Annotated in this window: 25 protein-coding genes and 1 tRNA gene; 21 read left to right on the forward strand and 5 right to left on the reverse strand. The window is 72.3% G+C overall.

Annotated elements, in window-relative coordinates; all coding sequences use genetic code 11:
- The first annotated feature begins 5 nt into the window (after positions 1-5).
- From IE096_RS20525 to IE096_RS20560, 8 genes are all read left to right on the forward strand, one after another.
- Entirely contained in the window at positions 6-587 is a 582-nt protein-coding gene (locus IE096_RS20525) for a TetR/AcrR family transcriptional regulator (RefSeq protein ID WP_189453843.1), read from the forward strand.
- 91 nt (positions 588-678) lie between these two features.
- Positions 679-1,710, forward strand: a complete 1,032-nt coding sequence (argC, locus tag IE096_RS20530) for an N-acetyl-gamma-glutamyl-phosphate reductase (RefSeq protein ID WP_189453845.1) — start codon at positions 679-681, stop codon at positions 1,708-1,710.
- Entirely contained in the window at positions 1,707-1,844 is a 138-nt protein-coding gene (locus IE096_RS20535) for a hypothetical protein (RefSeq protein WP_189453848.1), read from the forward strand. Before argC ends, IE096_RS20535 begins: the two co-directional genes overlap by 4 nt.
- Positions 1,841-2,992, forward strand: coding sequence for a bifunctional glutamate N-acetyltransferase/amino-acid acetyltransferase ArgJ (gene argJ, locus IE096_RS20540; RefSeq protein ID WP_189453849.1), 1,152 nt, complete (start codon positions 1,841-1,843; stop codon positions 2,990-2,992). The genes IE096_RS20535 and argJ overlap by 4 nt, the downstream gene beginning before the upstream one ends.
- On the forward strand, positions 2,989-3,993 hold the full coding sequence (argB, locus tag IE096_RS20545; RefSeq protein ID WP_229820422.1) for an acetylglutamate kinase: 1,005 nt from the start codon (positions 2,989-2,991) through the stop codon (positions 3,991-3,993). The genes argJ and argB overlap by 4 nt, the downstream gene beginning before the upstream one ends.
- Positions 3,990-5,198: an acetylornithine transaminase gene (locus tag IE096_RS20550; protein ID WP_189453851.1), complete on the forward strand. Its 1,209-nt coding sequence runs from the start codon at positions 3,990-3,992 to the stop codon at positions 5,196-5,198. Before argB ends, IE096_RS20550 begins: the two co-directional genes overlap by 4 nt.
- 8 nt (positions 5,199-5,206) lie before the next feature.
- Positions 5,207-5,749, forward strand: coding sequence for an arginine repressor (locus tag IE096_RS20555; protein WP_189453854.1), 543 nt, complete (start codon positions 5,207-5,209; stop codon positions 5,747-5,749).
- A gap of 222 nt (positions 5,750-5,971) precedes the next feature.
- A complete protein-coding gene (locus IE096_RS20560; RefSeq protein WP_189453856.1) occupies positions 5,972-7,945 on the forward strand; it encodes an FAD/NAD(P)-binding protein in 1,974 nt (657 codons plus the stop codon).
- Here IE096_RS20560 and IE096_RS20565 read toward each other — a convergent pair.
- A tRNA-Pro gene (locus tag IE096_RS20565) sits at positions 7,911-7,984 on the reverse strand. The two genes, IE096_RS20560 and IE096_RS20565, sit on opposite strands and share 35 nt — an antisense overlap.
- Before the next feature lie 96 nt (positions 7,985-8,080).
- The gene (locus tag IE096_RS20570) at positions 8,081-8,623 is read right to left on the reverse strand and encodes a Uma2 family endonuclease (protein WP_189453859.1); all 543 of its coding nucleotides are present in this window, start codon (positions 8,621-8,623) and stop codon (positions 8,081-8,083) included.
- A 184-nt stretch (positions 8,624-8,807) separates the two neighbouring features.
- Between IE096_RS20570 and IE096_RS20575 the strand changes: the two genes are divergently transcribed.
- The 5 genes from IE096_RS20575 to IE096_RS20595 all read left to right on the forward strand — a co-directional run bounded on the left by IE096_RS20575 (position 8,808) and on the right by IE096_RS20595 (position 14,684).
- A complete protein-coding gene (locus IE096_RS20575; RefSeq protein ID WP_189453863.1) occupies positions 8,808-10,001 on the forward strand; it encodes an argininosuccinate synthase in 1,194 nt (397 codons plus the stop codon).
- A gap of 39 nt (positions 10,002-10,040) precedes the next feature.
- On the forward strand, positions 10,041-11,474 hold the full coding sequence (argH, locus tag IE096_RS20580; protein ID WP_189453866.1) for an argininosuccinate lyase: 1,434 nt from the start codon (positions 10,041-10,043) through the stop codon (positions 11,472-11,474).
- Between the two features lie 63 nt (positions 11,475-11,537).
- Positions 11,538-12,089, forward strand: a complete 552-nt coding sequence (locus tag IE096_RS20585; protein ID WP_189453869.1) for a TetR/AcrR family transcriptional regulator — start codon at positions 11,538-11,540, stop codon at positions 12,087-12,089.
- Positions 12,086-13,639, forward strand: a complete 1,554-nt coding sequence (locus IE096_RS20590) for an MFS transporter (RefSeq protein WP_229820424.1) — start codon at positions 12,086-12,088, stop codon at positions 13,637-13,639. The genes IE096_RS20585 and IE096_RS20590 overlap by 4 nt, the downstream gene beginning before the upstream one ends.
- A 220-nt stretch (positions 13,640-13,859) precedes the next feature.
- A complete protein-coding gene (locus tag IE096_RS20595; RefSeq protein WP_189453871.1) occupies positions 13,860-14,684 on the forward strand; it encodes an alpha/beta fold hydrolase in 825 nt (274 codons plus the stop codon).
- A 26-nt stretch (positions 14,685-14,710) separates the two neighbouring features.
- Here the strand turns inward: IE096_RS20595 and IE096_RS20600 are convergent, their stop codons facing one another.
- Complete coding sequence (locus IE096_RS20600) at positions 14,711-15,379, reverse strand: lysophospholipid acyltransferase family protein (protein ID WP_189453872.1); 669 nt, start codon at positions 15,377-15,379, stop codon at positions 14,711-14,713.
- Between the two features lie 222 nt (positions 15,380-15,601).
- On the opposite strand from IE096_RS20600, the gene IE096_RS20605 reads away from it, so the two are divergent.
- The 3 genes from IE096_RS20605 (at position 15,602) to IE096_RS20615 (ending at position 17,920) form a co-directional block, all read left to right on the forward strand.
- On the forward strand, positions 15,602-16,780 hold the full coding sequence (locus tag IE096_RS20605) for a glycerophosphodiester phosphodiesterase (protein ID WP_189453874.1): 1,179 nt from the start codon (positions 15,602-15,604) through the stop codon (positions 16,778-16,780).
- Between the two features lie 77 nt (positions 16,781-16,857).
- Positions 16,858-17,358 (forward strand): sigma-70 family RNA polymerase sigma factor, encoded by a 501-nt coding sequence (locus IE096_RS20610; RefSeq protein WP_229820426.1) that lies wholly within the window; start codon positions 16,858-16,860, stop codon positions 17,356-17,358.
- Positions 17,359-17,407: 49 nt separating this feature from the next.
- Positions 17,408-17,920, forward strand: a complete 513-nt coding sequence (locus IE096_RS20615) for a GNAT family N-acetyltransferase (protein ID WP_126913372.1) — start codon at positions 17,408-17,410, stop codon at positions 17,918-17,920.
- Positions 17,921-17,939: 19 nt separating this feature from the next.
- On the opposite strand, the gene IE096_RS20620 is transcribed toward IE096_RS20615, so the two are convergent.
- Complete coding sequence (locus tag IE096_RS20620) at positions 17,940-18,359, reverse strand: hypothetical protein (RefSeq protein WP_189453876.1); 420 nt, start codon at positions 18,357-18,359, stop codon at positions 17,940-17,942.
- A gap of 43 nt (positions 18,360-18,402) precedes the next feature.
- On the reverse strand, positions 18,403-18,762 hold the full coding sequence (locus IE096_RS20625; protein ID WP_189453878.1) for a hypothetical protein: 360 nt from the start codon (positions 18,760-18,762) through the stop codon (positions 18,403-18,405).
- A gap of 469 nt (positions 18,763-19,231) precedes the next feature.
- On the opposite strand from IE096_RS20625, the gene IE096_RS20630 reads away from it, so the two are divergent.
- The 5 genes from IE096_RS20630 (at position 19,232) to cbiE (ending at position 24,266) form a co-directional block, all read left to right on the forward strand.
- Positions 19,232-20,281, forward strand: a complete 1,050-nt coding sequence (locus tag IE096_RS20630; RefSeq protein ID WP_164737751.1) for a methionine ABC transporter ATP-binding protein — start codon at positions 19,232-19,234, stop codon at positions 20,279-20,281.
- A complete protein-coding gene (locus IE096_RS20635; protein WP_229820427.1) occupies positions 20,278-21,054 on the forward strand; it encodes a methionine ABC transporter permease in 777 nt (258 codons plus the stop codon). The genes IE096_RS20630 and IE096_RS20635 overlap by 4 nt, the downstream gene beginning before the upstream one ends.
- A 95-nt stretch (positions 21,055-21,149) precedes the next feature.
- Positions 21,150-22,022, forward strand: a complete 873-nt coding sequence (locus tag IE096_RS20640; protein WP_189453880.1) for a MetQ/NlpA family ABC transporter substrate-binding protein — start codon at positions 21,150-21,152, stop codon at positions 22,020-22,022.
- A gap of 165 nt (positions 22,023-22,187) precedes the next feature.
- Positions 22,188-22,895 carry a GNAT family N-acetyltransferase gene (locus tag IE096_RS20645; RefSeq protein WP_189453882.1) on the forward strand — a complete coding sequence of 236 codons (708 nt, stop codon included), beginning with the start codon at positions 22,188-22,190 and terminating at the stop codon, positions 22,893-22,895.
- Positions 22,896-23,024: 129 nt separating this feature from the next.
- A complete protein-coding gene (gene cbiE / locus IE096_RS20650) occupies positions 23,025-24,266 on the forward strand; it encodes a precorrin-6y C5,15-methyltransferase (decarboxylating) subunit CbiE (protein ID WP_189453884.1) in 1,242 nt (413 codons plus the stop codon).
- Positions 24,267-24,473: the final 207 nt, after the last annotated feature.

A 24,473-nucleotide genomic window follows, 5' to 3' on the forward strand; every position in this document is an offset into this window, starting at 1 on the left:
GCAGCATGCCACGTACCAAGGGAGATCACGAAGCCCGGCGCCGCGAGGTCTCGGAGGCGGTCTGGCGGGTGCTGGCCGCGCACGGCTTCGGCGGGCTGACCCTGCGCGCCGTCGCCGCCGAGCTCGGCGCCACCACCGGTCTGCTCACCCACTACTTCCCCGCCAAGCGCGACCTGGTCGCCTACGCCCTCGACCTGCTCGCGGAGCGCACCGCCGCCCGCCCCCGGCGTGCGGCGGGCGAGGGCCTGTCCGCCGTGCGGGCCGCCCTGCTCGACATCCTTCCGCTGACGGCCGAGGCCGTCGCGAGCAACCGGATCTGGGTCTCGTCCTGGGACACCGCGCTCGCCGACCCCGCCCTGAGCGACGACTACGGCCGGAAGTACGCCCGCAGCCGCGAGAAGCTGAGCGATCTGGTCGCGGCGGCCCAGCGCCTCGGCGAGCTGCCTCCAGGGGACCCGGGGCGCGTCGCGGCCGGCGCCCAGTCCTTCGTGCTCGGCCTGGTGGTGCAGGCCCTCTTCAGCCCCGCGGCCTTCCCGCCCGAGCGGCAGGTCGAGCTCCTCGACGACTATCTGGCGGTGCTGGGCTGACCCCGCCCGCGGGTGAGCCCCGCTGCCGCGCGACCCCATTGCATAAAACTGCAGCTATCCGTATAGTCATGCCATCACCAAGGAGGCGTCGATGGCGGCGATACACGCGGCAGTGGCCGGAGCGAGCGGATACGCGGGCGGCGAAGTGCTGCGCCTGCTGCTGGGCCACCCCGAGGTCCGCATCGGCGCGCTGACCGGGAACTCCAACGCCGGAGCGCGGCTCGGCGGCCTCCAGCCGCACCTGCCGCAGCTCGCGGACCGGGTGCTGCTGCCGACGGGGACCGAGGCCCTCGCCGGGCACGACGTCGTCTTCCTGGCCCTGCCCCACGGACAGTCCGCCGCCGTCGCCGCCGAGCTCGGCGAGGACGTCCTCGTCATCGACTGCGGCGCCGACTTCCGGCTGAAGGACGCGGCCGCGTGGGAGCGCTTCTACGGCTCGTCCCACGCGGGCACCTGGCCCTACGGGCTGCCGGAACTGCCCGGCGCGCGGGACGCGCTGCGCGGCGCCAAGCGGATCGCCGTGCCGGGCTGCTACCCCACCGCCGTCTCCCTCGCGCTCTTCCCCGCGTACGCCGCCGGGCTGGCCGGGCCCGAGGCCGTGGTCGTCGCCGCGTCCGGCACCTCCGGCGCCGGCAAGGCCGCCAAGCCGCACCTGCTGGGCAGCGAGGTCATGGGCGCCATGAGCCCGTACGGCGTCGGCGGCGGCCACCGGCACACCCCGGAGATGGTCCAGAACCTCTCCGCCGTCGCCGGCGAGCCCGTCACGGTGTCCTTCACCCCGACCCTCGCCCCCATGCCGCGCGGCATCCTCGCCACGTGCAGCGCCAAGGCCCGGCCGGGCGTCACGGCGGACGCCGTGCGCGCCGCCTACGAGAAGGCCCTCGCCGGCGAGCCGTTCGCCCGGCTCCTGCCCGAGGGCCAGTGGCCCTCGACCGCGTCCGTCCTCGGCTCCAACACCGCCCTCGTGCAGGTGGCCCTCGACGAGGCGGCGGGCCGGATCGTCGCGATCAGCGCCATCGACAACCTCGCCAAGGGCACGGCCGGCGGCGCCGTGCAGAGCATGAACATCGCCCTCGGACTGCCCGAGGAGCTGGGCCTGCCCGCCACCGGAGTGGCGCCATGACCCTCCGGCGCGCGGTCGCCACCGCGCTCGCCCGGCTCGCACCCTGCGAGCGCCCCCGGTCCGGCCGCCGCCGGACCGGCACCCAGGACCAGACGACGACGGCAGCCATCACGGCCATCAAGGAGAAGCAGTGAGCGTCACAGCGGCGAAGGGATTCACGGCGGCGGGCATCGCCGCCGGGATCAAGGACAGCGGACAGCCCGACCTGGCCCTCGTGGTCAACCAGGGCCCCCGCCTGGCCGCAGCGGGCGTCTTCACCGCCAACCGCGTCAAGGCCGCCCCCGTCCTCTGGTCCCAGCAGGTCCTCAAGGGCGGTCAGGTCTCCGCCGTCGTCCTCAACTCCGGCGGCGCCAACGCCTGCACCGGGCCGGAGGGCTTCCAGGACACCCACGCCACCGCGGAGAAGGCCGCCCAGGCGCTCGGGCACAGCGCCGCCGAGATCGCCATCGCCTCCACCGGCCTGATCGGCGTCCGGCTCCCGATGGACGCGCTGCTGTCCGGCATCGACAAGGCCACCGCCGAACTCTCCGCACACGGCGGCGAGAAGGCCGCCATCGCCATCAAGACCACGGACACCGTCCACAAGACGGCCGTGGCCGAGGGCGACGGCTGGACCGTCGGCGGCATGGCCAAGGGCGCGGGCATGCTCGCCCCCGGCCTCGCCACCATGCTCGTCGTCCTCACCACCGACGCCGACGTCGACGCCGCCGGCCTCGACACCGCGCTGCGCTCCGCCACCCGGACCACCTTCGACCGCGTCGACTCCGACGGCTGCATGTCCACCAACGACACCGTGCTGCTGCTGGCCTCCGGAGCCTCGGGCGTCACGCCCGAGCAGGACGCCTTCGCCGAGGCCGTGCGGGCCGTCTGCGACGACCTCGCCCGGCAGCTCATCGGCGACGCCGAGGGCGCCAGCAAGGACATCCGCATCGAGGTGATCAACGCGGCCACGGAGGACGACGCCGTCGAGGTCGGCCGGTCCATCGCCCGCAACAACCTCCTCAAGTGCGCCCTCCACGGCGAGGACCCCAACTGGGGCCGGGTGCTCTCCGCCATCGGCACCACCTCCGCCGCCTTCGACCCCGACAAGCTCAACGTCGCCATCAACGACGTCTGGGTCTGCCGCAACGGCTCCGTCGGCGACGACCGCGACCTCGTCGACATGCGGTACCGGGAGGTCCGCATCACCGCCGACCTGTCCGCCGGCTCCGAGACCGCGATCATCTGGGCCAACGACCTCACCGCCGACTACGTCCACGAGAACAGCGCGTACTCCTCATGACCACGGACAGCGGCACCACGGCCGCCACCACGACCACCGTCACCCCGGCCGTCGTCGCCCCGGCCACCGGCGACGCGCCCGCGACGGACGCCGCCGGCGCGGGCGGCACCCGCCGGCACACCGCCCTGCCCAAGGCCCGCACCCTCGTCGAGGCCCTGCCCTGGCTGACGCGCCATCACGGCAAAACCGTCGTCGTGAAGTTCGGCGGCAACGCCATGGTCGACGACGAGCTCAAGGCCGCCTTCGCCCAGGACGTCGTCTTCCTGCGGCACGCCGGCCTCAAGCCCGTCGTCGTCCACGGCGGCGGACCGCAGATCAGCGCCCAGCTCGACCGGATGGGCATCACCTCGGAGTTCAAGGCCGGGCTGCGGGTCACCACCCCCGAGGCCATGGACGTCGTCCGGATGGTCCTCGCCGGGCAGGTGCAGCGCGAACTCGTCGGCCTGCTCAACCAGCACGGCCCGCTGGCCGTCGGCCTCACCGGCGAGGACGCCCACCTGATGACCGCCACCAAGCACTACGCCGACATCGACGGCGAGCGCGTGGACCTCGGGCGGGTCGGCGAGATCACCGCGATCGACCCGGGCGCCGTCCAGGCCCTGCTCGACGACGGCCGCATCCCCGTCGTCTCCTCGATCGCCCGCAGCGCCGACGACGGTCACGTCTACAACGTCAACGCCGACACCGCCGCCGCCGCGCTCGCCGTGGCGCTCGGTGCCGAGACGCTGATGGTCCTCACCGACGTCGAGGGCCTCTACGAGGACTGGCCGCACAGCGACGAGGTCATCAGCCGGCTCACCGCGAGCGAGCTGGAGCGGCTGCTGCCCGAGCTGGCCAGCGGCATGGTGCCCAAGATGGAGGGCTGCCTGTACGCCGTCCGCAACGGCGTCACCACCGCGCGGGTGATAGACGGCCGCGTCCAGCACTCGATCCTGCTGGAGATCTTCACGGACGAGGGCATCGGCACCATGGTCGTGCCGGACCCGGAGGGGGAGTCATGACGACCAACGCGGACCTCACCCGGCGCTGGCAGGGCGCCCTGATGGACAACTACGGCACGCCCGCGCTCCCGCTCGTGCGCGGCGAGGGCCCGTACGTCTGGGACGCCGACGGCAAGCGCTATCTGGACTTCGTCGGCGGCATCGCCGTCAACGCCCTCGGCCACGCCCACCCGGCCGTCGTCCGGGCCGTCTCGGACCAGATCGCCACCCTCGGCCACGTCTCCAACCTGTTCACCGCCGAGCCGACCGTCCAGCTCGCCGAGCGGCTGCTCGAACTCGCGGGCCGCCCCGGACGGGTCTACTTCGCCAACTCCGGCGCGGAGGCCGTCGAGGCCGCGTTCAAGATCGGGCGGCGGACGGGCCGTCCGCACATGGTGGCCGCCCGGGGCGGCTTCCACGGCCGCACCATGGGCGCCCTCGCCCTCACCGGCCAGCCCGCCAAGCAGGAACCGTTCCTTCCGCTGCCGGGCGACGTCACCCACGTTCCGTACGGGGACGTGGAGGCGCTCCGCGCGGCCGTCACCACCGACACCGCGATGGTCGTCCTGGAGCCCGTCCAGGGTGAGAACGGCGTCGTCGTGCCCCCGGCGGACTATCTGGCCGCCGCCCGGGAGATCACCAGCGCGGCCGGGGCCCTGCTGGTCCTGGACGAGATCCAGACAGGTATCGGCCGCACCGGACACTGGTTCGAGCACCAGGCGCAGGGCGTCGAGCCGGACGTCGTCACCCTCGCCAAGGGCCTCGGCGGCGGGCTGCCCATCGGGGCGACCCTGGCCTTCGGTCCCGCCGCCGAGCTGCTGACGCCTGGTCAGCACGGCTCCACCTTCGGCGGCAACCCCGTCGCCTGCGCCGCCGCGCTCGCCGTCCTGGAGACCCTGGAGAGCGACGGGATCCTCGGCCGGGTCAAGCGCGTGGGGGCCCTGCTGAGTGACGGGATCGCCGCGCTCGGCCACCCGCTCGTCGACCACGTCCGTGGGACCGGCCTGCTGCTGGGTATTGTCCTTGGCGAGCCCCTCGCACCGAAGGTGCGGCAGGCGGCCCAGGAAGCCGGCCTGCTGGTGAACGCGGTCGCACCCGACGTGGTGCGGCTGGCCCCTCCGCTGATCATCACCGAGGATGATGCGGAGACGTTCCTCCGGACGCTGCCCGGCGTCCTGGACGCCGTCGCCGACGGGGCCCACGGGGAACGACGATCCGGAGACTGACGAAGAAGATGACCGAGGCGCAGGAGACCGAGCCGGCCCACGGCGGACAGGCCGTGCCGCAGACCCGCACCGCACGCCACCGCCGCATCGTGGACATCCTCAGCCGGCAGGCCGTCCGTTCCCAGAGCCAGCTCGCCAAGCTGCTCGCCGACGACGGGCTCTCCGTCACCCAGGCGACGCTCTCCCGCGACCTCGACGAGCTCGGCGCCGTCAAGATCCGCAACACCGGCGGTGAGCTGATCTACGCGGTGCCGGGCGAGGGCGGCGACCGCACCCCGCGCGCCCCCCTCGGGGAATCCGCCTCGGAGGCCCGGATGGGCCGGCTCGCCGGCGAGCTGCTGATCTCGGCCGAGGCCTCGGCCAACCTGGTCGTCCTGCGGACGCCGCCCGGCGCCGCCCAGTTCTTCGCCTCGGCGATCGACCAGGCGGGCGTCCACGAGATCATCGGCACCATCGCCGGTGACGACACCGTCCTGCTGATCAGCCGCGACCCGAGCGGCGGCCAGGCACTGGCGGACCACCTGCTGAGGCTGGCACAGAAGGAACGCTGACGCTCCGCTGAGGGTGCGCCCCGTAAGGGGCGCGGGCAGTGCCAATATGCGGCTTCCGCCGCGTGGGCGCGCTCAGCCCCCACCGGCCCGCAGCGTGATACCACGCTCAAACTCCCCCCGTCGAGAGACGGACCCGAACTCCCGGGAAACCGCACGGCGGTAGACGCCGTGACGGCATCCTGCGCCGGAGGAACGTCCTCTCGACGAAGGGAGCGCGCCGAAGTGACCGGCGACGACCTCACCCTGTGCATCATCGGTGCCGGCCCGCGCGGCCTGTCCATACTGGAGCGGCTGTGCGCCAACGCCCGGGCGGCCGCGGCGGCCGGCGGGGCGCCGCGGGCCGTGGCCGTCCACCTCGTCGACCCCGGGCGCCCCGGCTCCGGCGGCGTCTGGCGCACCGGACAGTCGCGCCACCTGCTGATGAACACCGTGGCATCGCAGATCACCATGTTCACCGATGCCAGTGTGCGCATGGCGGGGCCGCTCGAACCGGGGCCCAGCCTCTACGCCTGGGCGCGCTCCCGCCCCCACGCGGACGCGGCGGTCCGCGCCGAGGCCCGGCGGCTGGGCCCCGACTCGTACCCCACCCGGGCCTTCTACGGCCACTACCTGGAGTGGGTCTTCCGGCGGGTGGTGCGCCGCGCCCCCACGGGCGTCTCCGTCCACGTCCACCGCGCCCGCGCCGTCGCGCTGGACGACGCCGAGGACCGCGCGCGGCAGACCGTACGGCTGGACGACGGCACCGTCCTCGCCCGCCTCGACGCCGTCGTCCTTTGCCAGGGCCACTTACCCGCGCGCCCGACGGACGCGGAGGCGGCCCTCGCCGCCCACGCGGACGCCCACGGCCTGCGCTACGTCCCGCCCGCCAACCCCGCCGACGTCGACCTCTCCGCCGTCCGGCCGGGGGAGAGCGTGCTGTTGCGCGGCCTCGGTCTGACCTTCTTCGACCACGTGGCCCTGCTCACGGAGGGCCGGGGCGGCACCTTCCGGAGAACCGGCGGCTCCCTCGTCTACCGGCCCTCGGGCCGGGAGCCCCTTCTCCACGCGGGTTCCCGGCGCGGCGTCCCGTACCACGCCCGGGGCGAGAACGAGAAGGGCGCGCACGGCCGCCACCGCCCCCGGCTGCTCACCCCGCTCGCCCTCGCCCGGCTGCGCGACCGCGTCGACGCCGGCCGGCGCCTCGACTTCCGCGCCGACCTCTGGCCCCTGATCGCCAAGGAGGCCGAGTGCGTCTACTACGAGGCGCTCCTGCGCCGCAGGGGGACGGGGGAGGGCGAGCTCGCGGAGTTCACGGACCGCTACCTCGCCGCCCCGCGCGGGGTGCCGGAGCGGGACGTCCTCGCCCGGTACGGCATCGGGCCCGCCGACCGCTGGGACTGGGACCGCGTCGCCCGGCCCTGCGCGGGCCTGCGCTTCGCCGGCCCCGACGAGTTGCGGACGTGGCTGCTGGACCGGCTGGCCCGCGATGTGGCCGAGGCCCGCGCGGGCAATGTCAGCGGCCCCCTCAAGGCGGCCCTCGACGTCCTGCGCGACCTGCGCAACGAGATCCGGCACCTGGTCGACCACGCCGGGTTGCACGGCGACTCCCACCGCGACGACCTCGACGGCTGGTACACCCCGCTCAACGCCTTCCTCTCCATCGGCCCGCCCGCCCACCGGATCGAGCAGATGGCGGCGCTGATCGAGGCGGGGATCCTGAGCGTCGTGGGGCCGGGGGCGCGGGTGCGGACGGAAGCGGGGGCGTTCGTCCTGGAGTCGGACGTGCCGGGCGCGGGGGCGCGCGGCCGGGTCCTGATCGAGGCCCGGCTGCCGGAGCCCGACCTGGCCCGCACGGCCGACCCCCTGCTGCGGCACCTGCTCACCACGGGCGGGTGCCGGGCCCACCGCGTGCCCCGCGTCGACGGCACCGACTACGTCACGGGCGGCCTCGCCGTCACCGGCCGCCCGTACCGCCTCCTCGACGCGACGGGCGTTCCCCACCCGCGCCGCTTCGCCCTCGGGGTGCCCACGGAGTCCGTCCACTGGGTCACGGCGGCGGGCATCCGCCCGGGCGCGGACTCGGTGACGCTGGGGGACTGCGACGCGGTGGCCCGGGCGGTGCTGCACATGAAAGAAGCCTCTGATCTGCGGTTTCCCGCTGATCAGAGGCTTCTCCACACCGTCGGGACGACAGGATTTGAACCTGCGACCCCTTGACCCCCAGTCAAGTGCGCTACCAAGCTGCGCCACGTCCCGGTGTCGTGTCCCTCCGGGCTTTTCTTCCCGGTGGGGCGTGCAGGAAGAAAATATCCTGTTCCGCGCCGTGATCCAAATCCGGGGTCCGGAGGGGGTTCAGCTGCGGCGCTTGAAGGTGTCGGTGGGGATGTCGATCCGGCGTCCGTCCGGCAGGTCCAGGGTGATGGAGTCGCCGTACTTGTACACCTCGCGACGGGCGTAGTCGTCGTCCCGGGGCAGGGTGAGCAACGTGCACTCTCCCAGGAACGGGTCGATGATCAGGTAGACGGGGACACCGAAGCGGGCGTACTGACGGACCTTGATCGCGTAGTCGTTCTTGTCGTTCCTCGACGACACGACCTCGATCGCGGCCAGGAGGTCCTCGTGCGTAAACCTCTCCGTGGCCCCGTCCTCGACGATCGATAGGTCCGGGCAGCGCTTGGGCTCCCCAGGGAACTCGAACTCCACGTCGGAGAACACGCGATCCTTGCGGATGCCGGCCGCTACGGCGGCGTCGCGGACGTCGAAGATGGTCAGGCTCTGGACGCTGCTCTGCGGCGTCATGATGATGCGGTCCCCCACTGCTTCGATCTTGAAGCCGTCCAGCACCGCCGCGATACGTTCGATGGCTTCCTGCAGGGAATCGCTCTGCGCGGTCATGGTCAAAACAGCCTCCCCTACTCGGGTCGATCGATAGTCGCATCGTAGAACGCGTCCGAACGCGACGAAGCCCGAACGTTCACCCCTGCGAGCTATTGACGAAACATGCGGTGCACTGCATAGTTATACCCATCAGCGCATGAATGCGCAGCGCACAGCGCACCGCACCGTAAGGAGAACCCCCGTGACCGAGCGCGTCGTACTCGCCTATTCCGGCGGCCTTGACACCTCCGTCGCCATCGGCTGGATCGCCGAGGAGACGGGCGCCGAGGTCATCGCCGTCGCCGTGGATGTCGGCCAGGGCGGCGAGGACCTGGACGTCATCCGCAAGCGCGCGCTCGCCTGCGGTGCGGTGGAGGCGGAGGTCGCCGACGCCAAGGACGAGTTCGCGGAGGAGTACTGCCTCCCCGCGATCAAGGCCAACGCCCTGTACATGGACCGGTACCCGCTGGTCTCCGCCCTCTCGCGGCCCACGATCGTCAAGCACCTGGTCGCCGCCGCGAAGAAGCACGGCGCGACCACCGTCGCCCACGGCTGCACCGGCAAGGGCAACGACCAGGTGCGGTTCGAGGCCGGCATCTCCTCCCTCGCCCCCGAGCTGAAGTGCATCGCCCCCGTCCGGGACTACGCGATGACCCGTGACAAGGCCATCGCCTTCTGCGAGGCCAAGGGCCTGCCGATCGCGACGACCAAGAAGTCGCCGTACTCCATCGACCAGAACGTCTTCGGCCGGGCCGTCGAGACCGGCTTCCTCGAGGACATCTGGAACGCCCCGATCGAGGACGTCTACGACTACACCGCCAACCCGGCCACCCCCCGGGAGGCCGACGAGGTCGTCATCACCTTCGACAAGGGCGTCCCCGTGGCCATCGACGGCAAGCCCGTCACCGTGCTGCAGGCCATCCAGCAGATGAACGAGCGGGCCGGCGCCCAGGGCGTCGGGCGGCTGGACATGGTCGAGGACCGGCTGGTCGGCATCAAGTCCCGGGAGATCTACGAGGCGCCCGGCGCGATCGCGCTGATCACCGCGCACCAGGAGCTGGAGGCCGTCACCGTCGAGCGCGAGCTCGCCCGGTACAAGCGGCAGGTCGAGCAGCGGTGGGCCGAGCTGGTCTACGACGGCCTGTGGTTCTCCCCGCTCAAGCGGGCCCTGGACGGCTTCGTCGCCGAGGCCAACGAGCACGTCTCCGGCGACATCCGGATGACCCTCCACGGCGGCCGGGCCGTCGTCACGGGCCGGCGGTCCGAGAAGTCGCTCTACGACTTCAACCTCGCCACCTACGACACGGGCGACACCTTCGACCAGTCGATGTCGAAGGGCTTCATCGAGATCTTCGGCCTCTCCTCGAAGATCGCGGCCAAGCGGGACCTGGCCTGATAGACCGGCCGCCCCCCACCACCCACGAGGAGCACGCAAGTGAGCAACGGCACCACCGATGACGTCCGGCTTTGGGGCGGCCGCTTCGCCGACGGCCCGGCCGAGGCGCTGGCCAAGCTGTCCGCCTCAGTCCACTTCGACTGGCGGCTCGCCCCTTACGACATCGCCGGTTCCCGCGCCCACGCCCGTGTGCTCCACAAGGCCGGCCTGCTGACGGCCGACGAGCTGGAGCGGATGCTCGACGGCCTCGACCGCCTCGAGGCCGACGTCGCCGCCGGCACCTTCACCGGAACCGTCGCCGACGAGGACGTCCACACCGCGCTCGAGCGCGGTCTGCTGGAGCGGCTCGGACCCGAGCTCGGCGGGAAGCTGCGGGCCGGGCGGTCCCGGAACGACCAGGTCGCCACGCTCTTCCGGATGTACCTGCGCGACCACGCGCGGATCATCGGCGGGCTCATCGCCGACCTCCAGGAAGCGCTGGTCGGGCTGGCGGAGGCGCACCCCGACGTCGCCATGCCGGGCCGCACCCACCTCCAGCACGCCCAGCCGGTGCTCTTCGCCCACCACGTGCTCGCCCACGTCCAGGCGCTGTCCCGGGACGCGGAGCGGCTGCGGCAGTGGGACGAGCGCACGGCGGTCTCGCCGTACGGCTCGGGCGCGCTGGCCGGGTCCTCCCTCGGGCTGGACCCGGAGGCGGTCGCCGCCGACCTGGGCTTCGAGCGGGGCTCCGCCGGGAACTCCATCGACGGCACGGCCTCCCGGGACTTCGTCGCCGAGTTCGCCTTCATCACGGCGATGATCGGCGTCGACCTCTCGCGGATCGCCGAGGAGGTCATCATCTGGAACACGAAGGAGTTCTCCTTCGTCACCCTCCACGACGCCTTCTCCACCGGCTCCTCGATCATGCCGCAGAAGAAGAACCCCGACATCGCCGAGCTCGCGCGCGGCAAGTCCGGGCGGCTGATCGGCAACCTCACCGGGCTGATGGCCACCCTCAAGGCCCTGCCGCTCGCCTACAACCGTGATCTCCAGGAGGACAAGGAGCCGGTCTTCGACTCCTGCGACCAGCTGGAGGTCCTCCTCCCGGCCTTCACCGGGATGATGGCGACCCTCACGGTCCACCGCGAGCGGATGGAGGAGCTGGCCCCGGCCGGTTTCTCGCTGGCCACCGACATCGCCGAATGGCTGGTCCGCCAGGGCGTGCCGTTCCGGGTGGCGCACGAGGTCGCGGGGGAGTGCGTCAAGGAGTGCGAGGCGCGCGGCATCGAGCTCGACGGGCTCACCGACGAGGACTTCGCCGCGATCTCCCCGCACCTGACGCCCGAGGTCCGTACCGTCCTGAGCGTGCCCGGCGCGCTCGCCTCCCGCAGCGGGCGGGGCGGCACGGCCCCCTCGGCCGTGGCGGTCCAGCTCCAGGAGGTCAAGGCCGATCTCGCGGTCCAGCGCACCTGGGCGGATGCGCGCCACGGGTGATCATTTTAAGACGCCGTTAGCCCGGATGAGACGTTCACGTCTCATCCGGGTTATGGTCGTCTCATGAGCCTTGACCGCCGCGAGCATGTACTCAGAGCAGCCGCAGCCTTGCTCCCACGCAAGGCGACCGCCTCCATGGACGAGATCGCCAAGGCAGCCGGCATCAGCCGCGCCACCCTCCACCGTCACTTCGCCGGCCGCGACGCGCTCGTGCGGGCCCTGGAGAAGCTCGGCATCGAGCAGTTCGAGCGGGCCCTGGACGAGGCCCGGCTCGACGAGGGCGACGCGGCCGGGGCGGTGCGCCGCCTGATCGAGAAGGCGGAGCCGGTCGCCGGCATCCTGTCGTTCCTCTACACCGAGAACCAGCTCTTCGAGGGCGAGGTGAACGAGGGCTGGAACCGCCTCGACGCCCGTGTCCACGCGCTCTTCCTGCGCGGCCAGGAGCAGGGCGCCATCCGGGTCGACCTCTCACCCGCCTGGCTCACCGACGCGCTGTACGGGCTGATCGCCTCCGGGGCGTGGGCCGTGCAGGATGGGCGGGTGGCGGCCAAGGACCTCACCCGCATGGTCTCCGAGCTCCTCCTCGGCGGGGCGCAGCGGAGGGCCGAGCGGTGAGCGCGCGGACCGCCGGCCCGGCGCCCGGTGCGCCCACGCCGGTGGAGACGCCGCGTCCGGGGCGCTGGCTGGCGCTGGGCGTGCTCGTCCTCGCCGTGCTGCTCGTCGCCGTCGACGCGACCGTGCTGGGCCTGGCGACGCCGTTCCTCAGCGAGGACCTCAAGCCGTCGGGCACCCAATTGCTGTGGATCGGTGACGTCTATTCCTTCGTCATCGCCGGACTGCTGGTCTCCATGGGCAGCCTGGGCGACCGGGTGGGCCGCAAGAAGCTGCTGCTGACGGGTGCGGTGGCGTTCGGCGCGGTGTCGGTGCTCAACGCCTACGCGTCCAGCCCGGAGATGATGATCGCGGCCCGGGCGCTGCTGGGTGTGGCGGGCGCGACGCTGATGCCCTCGACGCTGGCGCTGATCCGCAACATCTTCCACGACCCCAAGGAGCGCAGCCTGGCCATCGGCATCTGGGGTGCCATGGCCTCCGCGGGCGCGGCCGTCGGGCCGGTGGTGGGCGGCTTCCTGCTGGAGAACTTCTGGTGGGGCTCGGTCTTCCTGATCAACCTGCCGGTGATGGCCGTGCTCGTCCTCGTCGGGGCGAAGCTCCTGCCGGAGTCCAAGGACCCCGCGCCGGGGCCGTGGGACCTGCCGAGCGTGCTGCTGTCGATGGCGGGCATCGTGGGCCTGGTCTACGCGATCAAGGAAGGTGCGACGAACGGTTTCGCCTGGCCGGTCGCCCTGGCGGCGTGCGTCGGCGCGGTGGCGCTGGTGTGGTTCGTCCGGCGGCAGCTCACCCTGCCCTCGCCGCTTTTGAACATGCGGCTCTTCCACCACCGGGGCTTCTCGGGGGCGGTCCTGGCCGATCTGCTGACGGTGCTGGGGCTGTCCGGGATGGTCTTCTTCCTCTCCCAGTTCCTCCAACTGGTGCAGGACCGCAGCCCGCTGGAGGCGGGGCTGGCCGAGCTGCCCGCCGCCATCGGCGCGGTGACGGCCGGTCTGCTGGCCGGGCAGGCCGCCCGGCGCTGGTCGGTGCGCTCGGTGGTCGCCGGCGGGCTCGCGGCGATAGGGCTCGCGCTCGCGGCGCTGGTCACCCTCGACGCGGACACCTCGTACCCGGTGCTGGGCGCGGCGCTGCTCGTCGTCGGCATCGGGGCGGGCTTCTCCTTCACCGTCACCGCCGACGTGATCCTCTCCAGCGTGCCCAAGGAGCAGGCGGGCGCGGCCTCGGCGGTCTCCGAGACGGCCTACGAGCTGGGCGCCGCGCTGGGCATCGCCCTGCTCGGCACGATCGTCACCGGGATCTACCGGGGGTTCACCGTGCCGGCCGGTGTCCCGGCGGGTGCGGCGGGCGACGCGCGGGAATCCCTGGGCGGCGCGGTCGAGGCGGCCGCCACCCTGCCCGCGGACTCGGGTGCGGCGCTGCTCGGCTCGGCGCAGGACTCCTTCGTCGAGGGGCTGCGGGTCGCCTCCGGCGTCGGTGCGCTGGTGCTGCTGGTGACGGCGGTCGCGGCCTGGTTCCTGCTGCGCGGGCAGCGGCTGGAGGAAGGGTACGGCGGCTGAGCCCCCAAGAGGGCTCGGACGGGCCGAGACGGGCTCGGATGAGCAAACACCACATGGGCCGGGGTGGCAAGCCCCGGCCCATGTGACGTTTACCGGCGAGTAACACTCTTGACGCACTCCTGACACGCCCGAGAACATCTCGTCCACCGGTCGACAATGTCGAACGAGGTTCGGACGAAGGCGTCCCCAGCAGCGACGCCATGTTCAAAGGACTCCCCACATGCGTCTGCGCACCACCGCACGGTTCCTGGTCGCCGCCGCGGCCACGGCCGCCCTGAGCCTCATGGGGCTCACCGCGTCCCCGGCCTCCGCCTCGGTCCTGGACGTCCCGCCCAAGGGCGCCAACGACTGGTCCTGCAAGCCGGACTCGGCCCACCCGCAGCCCGTCGTGCTCGTCAACGGCACGTTCAAGCTGATGGCGGAGAACTGGGCCAAGCTCTCCCCGGCGCTCAAGGAGGCGGGCTACTGCGTCTTCGCCTTCAACTACGGGCACATGGAGACCGACCCGATCCCCCAGGCCGCCGCCGAGCTGCGCGACTTCGTCGAGGCGGTGCGCGGCGCGACGGGCGCGGCCAAGGTCGACATCGTCGGGCACAGCCAGGGCGGCATGATGCCGCGCTACTACGTGAAGTTCCTCGGCGGCGCGGACAAGGTCGACGACCTCGTGGGCATCGTCCCGTCCAACCACGGCACGCTGAACCCGCTGGCCATCCCGTTCGGCTACACCTTCTGCCCGTCCTGCCTGGACCAGCGCGTCGGCTCGGACCTGCTGAAGAAGCTCAACGAGGGCGACGAGACCCCGGCCGGCCCGGACTACACCGTCGTCACCACCCGGCACGACGAGGTCGTCATCCCCTACACCAGCGCCCTGCTGACCGGCCCGGCCGAGCACCTCAGCAACGTCGTGCTGCAGGACAAGTGCCCGCTCGACCCGTTCATGCACGACCAGGCCACCAAGGACCCGGTCGTCGCCCAGTGGGTGCTCAACGCCCTCGGGCGCAAGGGCCCGGCCGACCCGGCGTTCCAGCCGCGCTGCCTGGGCTAGCCCCCGCGCGGTGGGTCCGGCCGGGGTCAGGCCGCCTTGGCCTTGGTGGCGTACATGTCCACGTACTCCTGGCCGGACAGCCGCATGACCTCGCTCATCACCTCGTCGGTGACGGCGCGCAGCACATAGCGGTCGCGGTCCATCCCCTCGTAGCGGGAGAAGTCCAGCGGCTCGCCGAAGCGCACCGTCACCGGCGCGATGCGCGGCAGGCCCTTGCCGGAGGGCTGGACCTTCTCCGTGCCGATCATCGCGAACGGCACCACCGGGGCGCCCGTCATCAGCGTCAGCCGGGCGATGCCGGTGCGGCCGCGGTAGAGGCGGCCGTCGGGGGAGCGGGTGCCCTCCGGGTAGATGCCGAAGACCTTGCCCTCCTCCAGCACCCGACGGCCCGTCATCAGCGCGGCCACCCCGCCGTTGCCGCCGTCGCGGTCGACCGGGATCATCCCGGAGGCGCCGAAGAACCACGCCATCAGCCGGCCCTTGAGCCCCTTGCCGGTGACGTACTCGTCCTTGCCGATGAAGAGCACCTGGCGCTTGACGACCAGGGCGAGGAACAGCGAGTCCACGAACGTGGTGTGGTTCCCCGCGAGGATCACCGGCCCGCTCTCCGCGATGTGCTCGGCTCCCTCGATCTTCGGGCGGTACAGGACGCGCATGAGCAATCCGAGGAACGCCTTGAGCAGGATGCGGGACAACGGACCCTCCGGTCGTGATGGGCGGGACGGGCGCGCGGGGCGCGGTCGACGACGATACTCGCGGGTACGCCTCTTGTGCACGCGGGGTTGACCGAGTCGAAACAGAGTGTTGACGTGACTTTCCACTCCGTTCCCCCTTCGTTCTTCAGCCCGGTGGTCGGACGTGCATACGATCGCCCGGCCAAGAGCACCACACGGCGACAGCACCACAGAAGGAGAAACATGCAGCAGGAGCAGCGGCCGGGCAGGCGTACGGTGCTGGGGGCCGCGGCGGCCCTCGGCGCGGGGGCGGTCGCCCTCGGCGGCGGAGCGGTGCCGGCGGTGGCGGCCACCGGGCGGGAGACGGACCTCACGGCCGGGCAGCGCCACGGCGGTTCGTACAAGGACCTGCCCGTGCCCACCGTCATCGGCCACCGCGGCGCCTGCGGCTACCGCCCCGAGCACACTTTCGGCTCCTACGAGTACGCCCTCGCCAACGGCGCGGACGTCATCGAGCAGGACGTCGTGCCGACCAAGGACGGCCACCTCGTCTGCCGCCACGAGAACGACATCACCAACACCACCGATGTCGCCTCGCACCCGGAGTTCGCCTCCCGCAAGACCACCAAGACCGTCGACGGCGAGCAGCACACCGGCTGGTTCACCGAGGACTTCACCCTCGCGGAGCTGAAGACGCTGCGCGCCAAGGAGCGGATACCGGGCACCCGCCAGCACAACACCCTCTACGACGGCCGCTGGGACGTGCCGACGTTCGAGGAGGTCCTCAAGTGGGCCGAGGAGCAGGGCCGCAAGCGCGGCCGGCGGATCTGGCTCCACGTGGAGACCAAGCACCCCACGTACTTCCGCAAGATCGGCCTGGGCCTGGAGGAGCGCCTCGCCAAGCTGCTGCGCCGCTACAACCGCTCGGGCCACAACGGCTACACCTTCCTCCAGTCGTTCGAGCCCAGCAGCCTCCAGCGCCTCGGCAGGCTCGGCCTGGACTGCCCCAAGGTGCTGCTGCTGGACGACCTGCCCACCCGCCCCTGGGACTTCGTCGAGGCGAAGGACCCGCGCACCGTCGCGGACCTCATCACCCCCAAGGGCCTCAAGTGGATCTCCGGCTTCGCGCAGGGCATCGGCCCCTGGGTGAACCAGATCATCCCCCGGGACAAGAACGACCGGCTCACCAAGCCCACCACGCTGGTGCGCGACGCCCATGCCGCCGGGCTGTTCCTCCACCCGTACACCATGCGCAACGAGAACAGCTTCCTGCCCGCCGACTTCCGCCGGGGGACGGACCCGAACGCCTACGGCGACGCGTTCGGGGCGTTCAAGGCGTACTTCGCGACGGGCATCGACGGCATCTTCTCCGACAACTGCGACACGGCGGCGATGGCCCGGGACGCGTTCCGTAAGGGGTGACCCTTGCGCCTCGCCCGGAAGGGTGAATTCCGGCAGGGCCGGAAACCGGTGGGCGGGGACGCCGCGTCCCCGCCCGCGTGACCACACAGAGTGATCTCCTGACCCGGCTCGCCCCCCTGCTCAAGGCCGAGTGCGCCGCCGAGGCGCACTCCGCCGGACTGGACGCCGCGGACCTCGAACAGTCCGTCTGGGTGCGGCTGCTGAGCGAGCGCCGGGCCGGGGAGCCCGCCGCGCGCTTAGCGGCGGCGGTCAGGGCCGAGGTCCGGGCCGCCCTGCGCCGGCGGGAAGTGCTCTACGACCCCACCACCGAGGCCGCCCCGGCGCCCGGCGCACGGGTGGACTCCGGAGTGGAACAGGCCGTGCTGGCCGCCGAGTCCCGCCGCGAGCTGCTGGCCGCGATCCGCCGGCTGCCCGGCCGCTGTCCCCGGGTGATTTCCGCGCTTCTTTCGGGCCACGACCCGACCTACCGTGAAATCGCAGGGAAGTTGGGAATGTCACAAGGATCTTTGGGGCCCGTACGTTCCCGTTGCCTGGGATGCCTGCGCAGAATGCTCATGGCAGAGATTGCAGCTCCTTGACCCGGGGGAAAGGAGCATCAAGCGACCCAGCAAGGGGAGGCGTGCGCACATGGGCATGAGCGTGACCATCTCGGCCGCGGCCGAGAACGATGCCGAGCAGATCCTCAAGCTCCAGTACCTCTGCTACCAGAGCGAGGCGGAGCTCCACGGCGACTACACCATCGAACCCCTGACGCAGACGCTCGACGACCTGCGCGCCGAACTGGGCCGCGGCTGTGTGCTCGTGGCCCGGCTCGGCGAGGAGGTCGTCGGCTCGGTGCGCGCCACCGTCGACGCCGAGGGGACCGCCGTCATCACCGGGCTGATCGTCCACCCCCGGCTGCGGCGGCACGGCCTGGGCGGGCGGCTGCTCGCCGGGATCGAGGAGCGGCTGGCGGCCGAGTGGGACGCCAAGCGGTTCCGGCTGGCCACCGGCCGGCGCGGTGAGGGGAACGCGCGCCTCTACCGCAAGTGGGGCTACGCGCGCACCGGCGCGGACGCGGCCGGGCGGAACCTCACCGTGGTCACCCTGGAGAAGGAGGCCGGGCCCGCCGGGGCGCCCGCCCTGGTGACGACCGCCTGACGCCGGGGCGTGCCGGGTCTCAGCGCGGGGCCCGGCGCAGCCAGACCATCGCGGTCAGCGGCAGGACGACCGGGATGAAGAGATAGCCCATGCCGTAGTCCGACCAGACCGTGGCGTCGGGGAAGGCGGACGGCTCCAGCAGCGTCCAGGTGCCCACGGTCACCACACCCACCAGCTCGGCGGCGCAGCACACCAGCGCCGCCCTGCGGGCCCGTCCGCCGCCGCGCACCAGCGAGTACGTGATGAAGGCGTACACCACGGCGGCGGCCGCCGACAGGACGTACGCCAGCGGCGCCCGCCCGAAGTCCATGATCATCTGGACGATCGAGCGGGAGGCCGCCGCGACGGTGAAGACGCCGTAGAGCCAGACCAGCAGCCGGCCCGGCCCCTGGCCGAGGTCGAAACCGGCTCGCTCGCCCGTGTCGGTGTGCTCGGACATGCCAGTCGTGTGCCCGGACATGTCAGTCGTGTGCTCGGACATGTCAGCCTCCCCAGATGTCGTAGAGCCGCACTTCCAGCACGGCCAGGATCACGGCGCCCGCCGCCACGGTGGCCGAGCCCCAGCGGGTCCGCTCGGCCAGGGACATGAAGCCCGCCGCGGGCACGGCGGCCGCCGCGCCCAGCAGATAGGCCACGAAGATCGCCGTGCCCTGCGCCGGCTTCTCGCCACCGGACAGCCGCACCACGCCGACGACCAGCTGCACCAGCGCCAGCACCGCGACCACGGCCATGCCGATGAAGTGCCAGTCCTTGGTGGGCTCGTCCCGGGCGAAGGCGAAACCGCACCAGGCGGCCAGCGCGAGAGCGGCCAGACCGGCCGCGAGCGTCAGCGCGTCGAGCACCGGGACCCCCGGGCGACGCGGGTGGGCGAAGGGGACGAGACAGGCATGGGACGACTTTAAACGCCCGGTACGGGCCCCTCGCGCGCGCCCCCGGCGTCCAGGGGGCGAGAGATCGAGTCCGGTATTCGGACAGGCTTGGCTGATTCGCACGTGCTTCTGTTTTACTTGCCCGCATGACCACGACGAGCACCCGCATCCTTGCGACCGAGGCGATGACGACGCCCGGTGCTGCTCGTCGCATGTGTCGAATGTGTGACTGCTGAGGGCCCCCGTGCCTCGCGCCCCGAAGCGAGACCCCGTAGCGCACCCCGTCCGGCCACCCGCCGACGGGAGCCGCGCCGCCCCCGCGTCACCAGAGCCCCGGCAGACCGCGTCCCACGCGCTTCCCAGGGCCCTCCGATGCCGCGTTCCGCAATGAATTCCCGTGCCGGCGCATCGCGTCGCGCACTCGACAGTGACGGAAACCCCTGTGATCACCACTAAGGGCCTGACAAAGGTCTACCGCTCACGCGGCCGCGAGGTCACCGCCCTCGACGGCGTCGACCTCCACGTCCGTGAGGGCGAGGTGTACGGCGTCATCGGCCAGAGCGGCGCCGGCAAGTCGACCCTCATCCGCTGCGTCAACCTCCTGGAGCGCCCCAGCTCCGGCACGGTCACCGTGGCCGGCCAGGACCTCACCGCCCTCGCCGGGCGGGGCCAGCGGGCCGGCGCCGAGCTGCGCAGGGCACGCAGCCGCATCGGCATGGTCTTCCAGCACTTCAACCTGCTCTCCTCGCGGACCGTGCAGGCCAACATCGAGCTGCCCCTGGAGATCCTCGGCGTCTCCGGCAAGGAGCGCGAGCGCAAGGCCCTGGAGCTGCTGGACCTCGTCGGCCTCGCCGACAAGGCCAAGGCCTACCCCGGCCAGCTCTCCGGCGGCCAGAAGCAGCGCGTGGGCATCGCCCGCGCCCTGGCCGGCGACCCCAAGGTGCTGCTCTCCGACGAGTCGACCTCCGCGCTCGACCCGGAGACCACCCGCTCCATCCTCCAGCTGCTGCGCGACCTCAACCAGCAGCTCGGCCTGACCGTCCTGCTGATCACCCACGAGATGGACGTCGTCAAGACCATCTGCGACTCCGCGGCCCTGATGAAGGGCGGCCGCGTCGTGGAGTCCGGCACCGTCTCCGAACTGCTCGCCACCCCCGGCTCCGAGCTGGCCGCCGAGCTGTTCCCGGTCGGCGGCGAACCCTCCGGCCCGGACCGCACCGTCGTGGACGTCACCTTCCACGGCGACGCCGCGACCCAGCCCGTGATCTCCCAGCTGTCCCGTACGTACAACATCGACATCTCGATCCTGGGCGCCGCGATGGACACCGTCTGCGGCAAGCAGGTCGGCCGGATGCGCATCGAGCTGCCCGGCCGGTTCGAGGAGAACGTCGTCCCGATCGGCTTCCTGCGCGAGCAGGGCCTTCAGGTCGACGTGGCGGACGTACAGACTCCGGCGCCTGCCGCCGCTCTCCTCAAGGAAGGTGCCAAGTGACCTGGGCCGAGATGCAGCCCCTGCTGCGCGACGCGTGTCTCGACACGCTCTTCATGGTGTGGTGGTCCACCGTCTACGCCGTCCTCGGCGGCCTGCCGCTGGGCCTGCTGCTCGTCCTGACCGACCGCGGGGGCCTGCTCCAGAACGTCGCCGTCAACAAGGTCCTCGGGGCGATCCTCAACCTGGGCCGCTCGCTGCCGTTCATCATCCTCATCGTCTGGCTGATCCCCTTCAGCCGGATGGTCGTCGGCACCTCCATCGGCCCCAGCGCGGCCGTCGTGGCGCTCGCCATCGGAGCGGTCCCCTTCTTCGCCCGGCTGGTGGAGACCGCCGTCCGCGAGGTCGACCACGGGCTGGTCGAAGCCGTCCAGTCGATGGGCGGCGGCACCTGGACGCTCATCTTCAAGGTGCTCCTGCCGCAGGCCCTGCCCTCCCTGCTCGCGGGCCTGACCACCACCGTCATCACCCTCATCGGCTACTCCGCCATGGCGGGCGCGGTCGGCGGCGGTGGTCTCGGCAACCTCGCCATCACCTACGGCTACCAGCGGCGCGAGGACGCGCTGATGAACGTCACCATCCTGCTGCTGATCGCCATCGTGACCGTCGTCCAGATCGCCGGCGACCTCGCCGTACGCCGCCTCGCCTCGCGCGGCGGCCGCCAGGCGGCCCCCGTCGGCCTCCGCCGCCTCCTGCCCGCGCGGCCGAAGCCCGCCGCCGCCGGCACGGCCGCGGTGGCCGCCGAGCCCGAGCCCGCCCTCGACAAGGCGGTCTGACCAGCACCACCCCCCAAGACTCCCCGGAGCCCGGACCCTTTGCCGGGCGTCAGCACCGGGGCACCGAGAAACACCAAGCAAGGAAGGCACTCTTCGTGCGTACCACCGTCAAGCTCACCGCCGCCGTCGCGGCCGCCGCCGCCCTCACCCTCGGCCTGAGTGCCTGCAGCGCGCCCTCCGACACCTCCACCTCCAGCAGCTCGAAGAAGGGCAAGGACGCCGACTCGGCCGCCAAGCTCGTCGTCGCCGCCAGCCCCACCCCGCACGGCGACATCCTCAACTTCGTCCGCGACAACCTCGCGGCCAAGGCCGGTCTGAAGCTGGAGGTGAAGGAGTTCAACGACTACGTCCTCCCCAACACCGCCACCCAGAACGGCGAGGTCGACGCCAACTTCTTCCAGCACAAGCCCTACCTCGACGACTTCAACAAGAAGAACAAGACGGACATCGTGCCCGTCGTCAACGTCGAGATCGAGCCGCTCGGCCTCTACTCCAAGAAGGGCAAGAAGGTCGCCGACCTCGGCTCCGGCTCCACCATCGCCGTCCCCAACGACGCCACCAACGAGGGACGGGCGCTGAAGCTGCTCGCCGACAACGGCGTCATCAAGCTGAAGGACGGCGTCGGCGCCGCCGCCAAGCTCTCCGACGTCGCGGACGACAAGGGCGTGAAGTTCACCGAGCTCGAGGCCGCCCAGATCCCCTCCCGCCTCGACGACGTCGACGCCGCGGTGATCAACGGCAACTTCGCCATCAGCGCCAAGCTCAGCCCCGCCAAGGACGCCATCGCGCTGGAGAAGGCGGAGGGCAACCCCTACGCCAACTTCCTGGCCGTCAAGAAGGGCAACGAGAAGGACCCCCGGATCGAGAAGCTCGCCAAGCTCCTCAACTCCGACGAGGTGAAGAAGTTCATCACGGAGAAGTTCAGCAACGGCGCCGTGATCCCCGCCTTCGGTCCCGTCGCGAGCTGACACCTTGTAACCTCGGCCGTCCGTACGGACACAGGCCCCGCGCACACGATCGCCCGTGCGCGGGGCCTGGCGCTTGGCGCACCCGCCCGCACATGCTGCATGCTGGTGCACCCGGGCACGCCCCCGTACCACCCGAGCCCACCCGCCGCGGCGTTGGAGCAGCGCATGACTTCCACCTTTCCGGACATCTCCATCAGTACGGACCGGCTGGTGCTGCGCCCGTTCGAGGCCGGGGACATCCCCCCGCTCGCCGAGATGATGAACGACGAGCTCGTCACCGCCTGGACCTCGGCCCCCTTCCCCTACACCACCGCCGACGCCCGCGACTGGGCGCTGCGCCGGGCCCCCTCGGAACGCCTCTCCGGGCGCGGAATCGTCTTTGCGGTCGCCGAGTTCCTCACCCAGCGCCTCGTGGGCACCCTCCACCTCCGCAACACCGACTGGCGCACCCTCACCGCCGAGGTCGCCTATGTCACCGCCCCCTGGGCCCGGGGCGAGGGCTACGCCTGCGAAGCCGTCCTCGCCGCCGCCGAGTGGCTCTTCCGCGACCAGAAGTTCGAACGCCTGGAGATGCGCACCGCCGCCGACAACACCGCCGCCCAGCAGGTCGCCCAGAAGGCCGGCTGCGTCAGCGAGGGCGTCCTGCGCAGCGCCTGGATAGCGCGCAGCCGCCCCGAGGGCGGCGGCGCCGGCTGGACCGAGTCCCGGACGGACCTCATCATCTGGAGCCTGCTCCCCGAGGACCTCGACGAGGCCGAGGAGCCCCGGGCGTTCGGCGGATACGACGCCTACTCGTCCGCCGGCGACCGTTCCTCCCCCGGCGACTACACCCCCGCCGGAGGCTACGCCTCCGTCTTCCCCGACTGGCGCTGAGCCCACCGCCTTCGAAGGCCCGGACCGGTACCCGCCCGGGGTACGCTCACCCTGCCCGATCGCGGGCACCCACCCCCTCGCGACCGCCCCGCGACCCGCCCCCCCACAAGCCCCAGGAGACTGACGACGATGGCCGACCGGGTCACGGTGATCGGGTGGGACGGCTCACCGCTGCCGGTCGCCGCCCGCTCCGCGCTCGCGGCCGCCACCCTGGTCGCCGGCGCCGCGCACCACCTGGCCCTGCCCGAGGTGCCCGCAGACGCCGAGCGCGTCCGCCTCGGCAGCGTGGACCTCGCCGCCCGCCGCATCGCCCGGCACCGCGGCTCCGCCGTCGTCCTCGCCGACGGCGACCCCGGTTTCTTCGGCGTCGTCCGCACCCTGCGCGCCCCCGAGCACGGCCTGGAGGTCGAGGTGGTGCCCGCCGTCTCCTCCGTCGCCGCCGCCTTCGCCCGGGCCGGCATGCCCTGGGACGACGCCCAGGTCGTCGTCGCCCACAGCCGGGACCTGCGACGCGCCGTCAACGTCTGCCGCGCCCACCCGAAGGTGGCCGTCCTCACCTCGCCCGGCGCCGGCCCCGCCGAGCTCGCCCTCCTCCTCGGCCCCGTCCACCGCACCTTCGTCATCTGCGAGGAACTGGGCACCGAGCGCGAGCAGGTCACCGTCGTCACCTCCGACCGGGCCGCGGACCACACCTGGCGCGACCCCAACGTGGTCCTCGTCATCGGCGGCTTCGGCACGCCCACCGGCCGTGGCGGCTGGATCGCCGGCCGCGATCCCGGCTACCCGCCCGCCCTGCGGGGCTGGGCGCTGCCGGCGGACGCGTACGCCATCGGCGCCGCCGCCCCCGCCGCCGAGGCCACCGGGCTCGGCGAGGGGGAGTCCACCGAGCTCCGCGCCGCCCAACTGGCACGGCTCGGCCCGCGCGTGGGCGACCTCGTCTGGGACATCGGCTGCGGCAGCGGCGCGGCGGCCGTCGAGGCCGCCCGCTTCGGCGCCGCCGTCATCGCCGTCGACCACGACCCCGCCGCCTGCCGCCGCACCACCACCGTCGCCCGGCGCTACGGCGTCCAGCTCCAGGTCGTCCAGGGCGTCGCCCCGCAGGTCCTGGAGGACCTGCCGGAGCCCGACGTCGTCCGGGTCGGCGGCGGCGGAGCCCCCGTCGTGTCCGCCTGCGCGGACCGCCGCCCCGAGCGCATCGTCGCCCACGCCGCCACGCGTGACGACGCCGAGGCCATCGGGAGGGCGCTCGCGGAGGGCGGGTACGCCGTGGAGTGCACGCTGCTCCAAGCAGTGGAGTTGGACACAAGCGCCTGGACGGAGCGGGAGCGCGCCGTAGCCTTCCTTCTGAGTGGCCGTCGTACGCACCCTTGACAGCGGGGGAGCGGGCGGAGGGTAGGCTGGCGGATCGTTGTTCAGCCGTCCCGGTCGCCTCGGGTGCCTCTCGGGCGCCTCGGTGTCCGACACCACAGCCGTCAATGCTCCGAACGCACCCCCCGCTTGGCGCGTACAGGGCAGGGTGGCACCGGACGGTACACAACGTGCCGCGACGTACACGCGCTCGTTCTTCTCCATGGGCGT

This window comes from Streptomyces abikoensis, assembly GCF_014648775.1.
Classification (GTDB): domain Bacteria; phylum Actinomycetota; class Actinomycetes; order Streptomycetales; family Streptomycetaceae; genus Streptomyces; species Streptomyces abikoensis.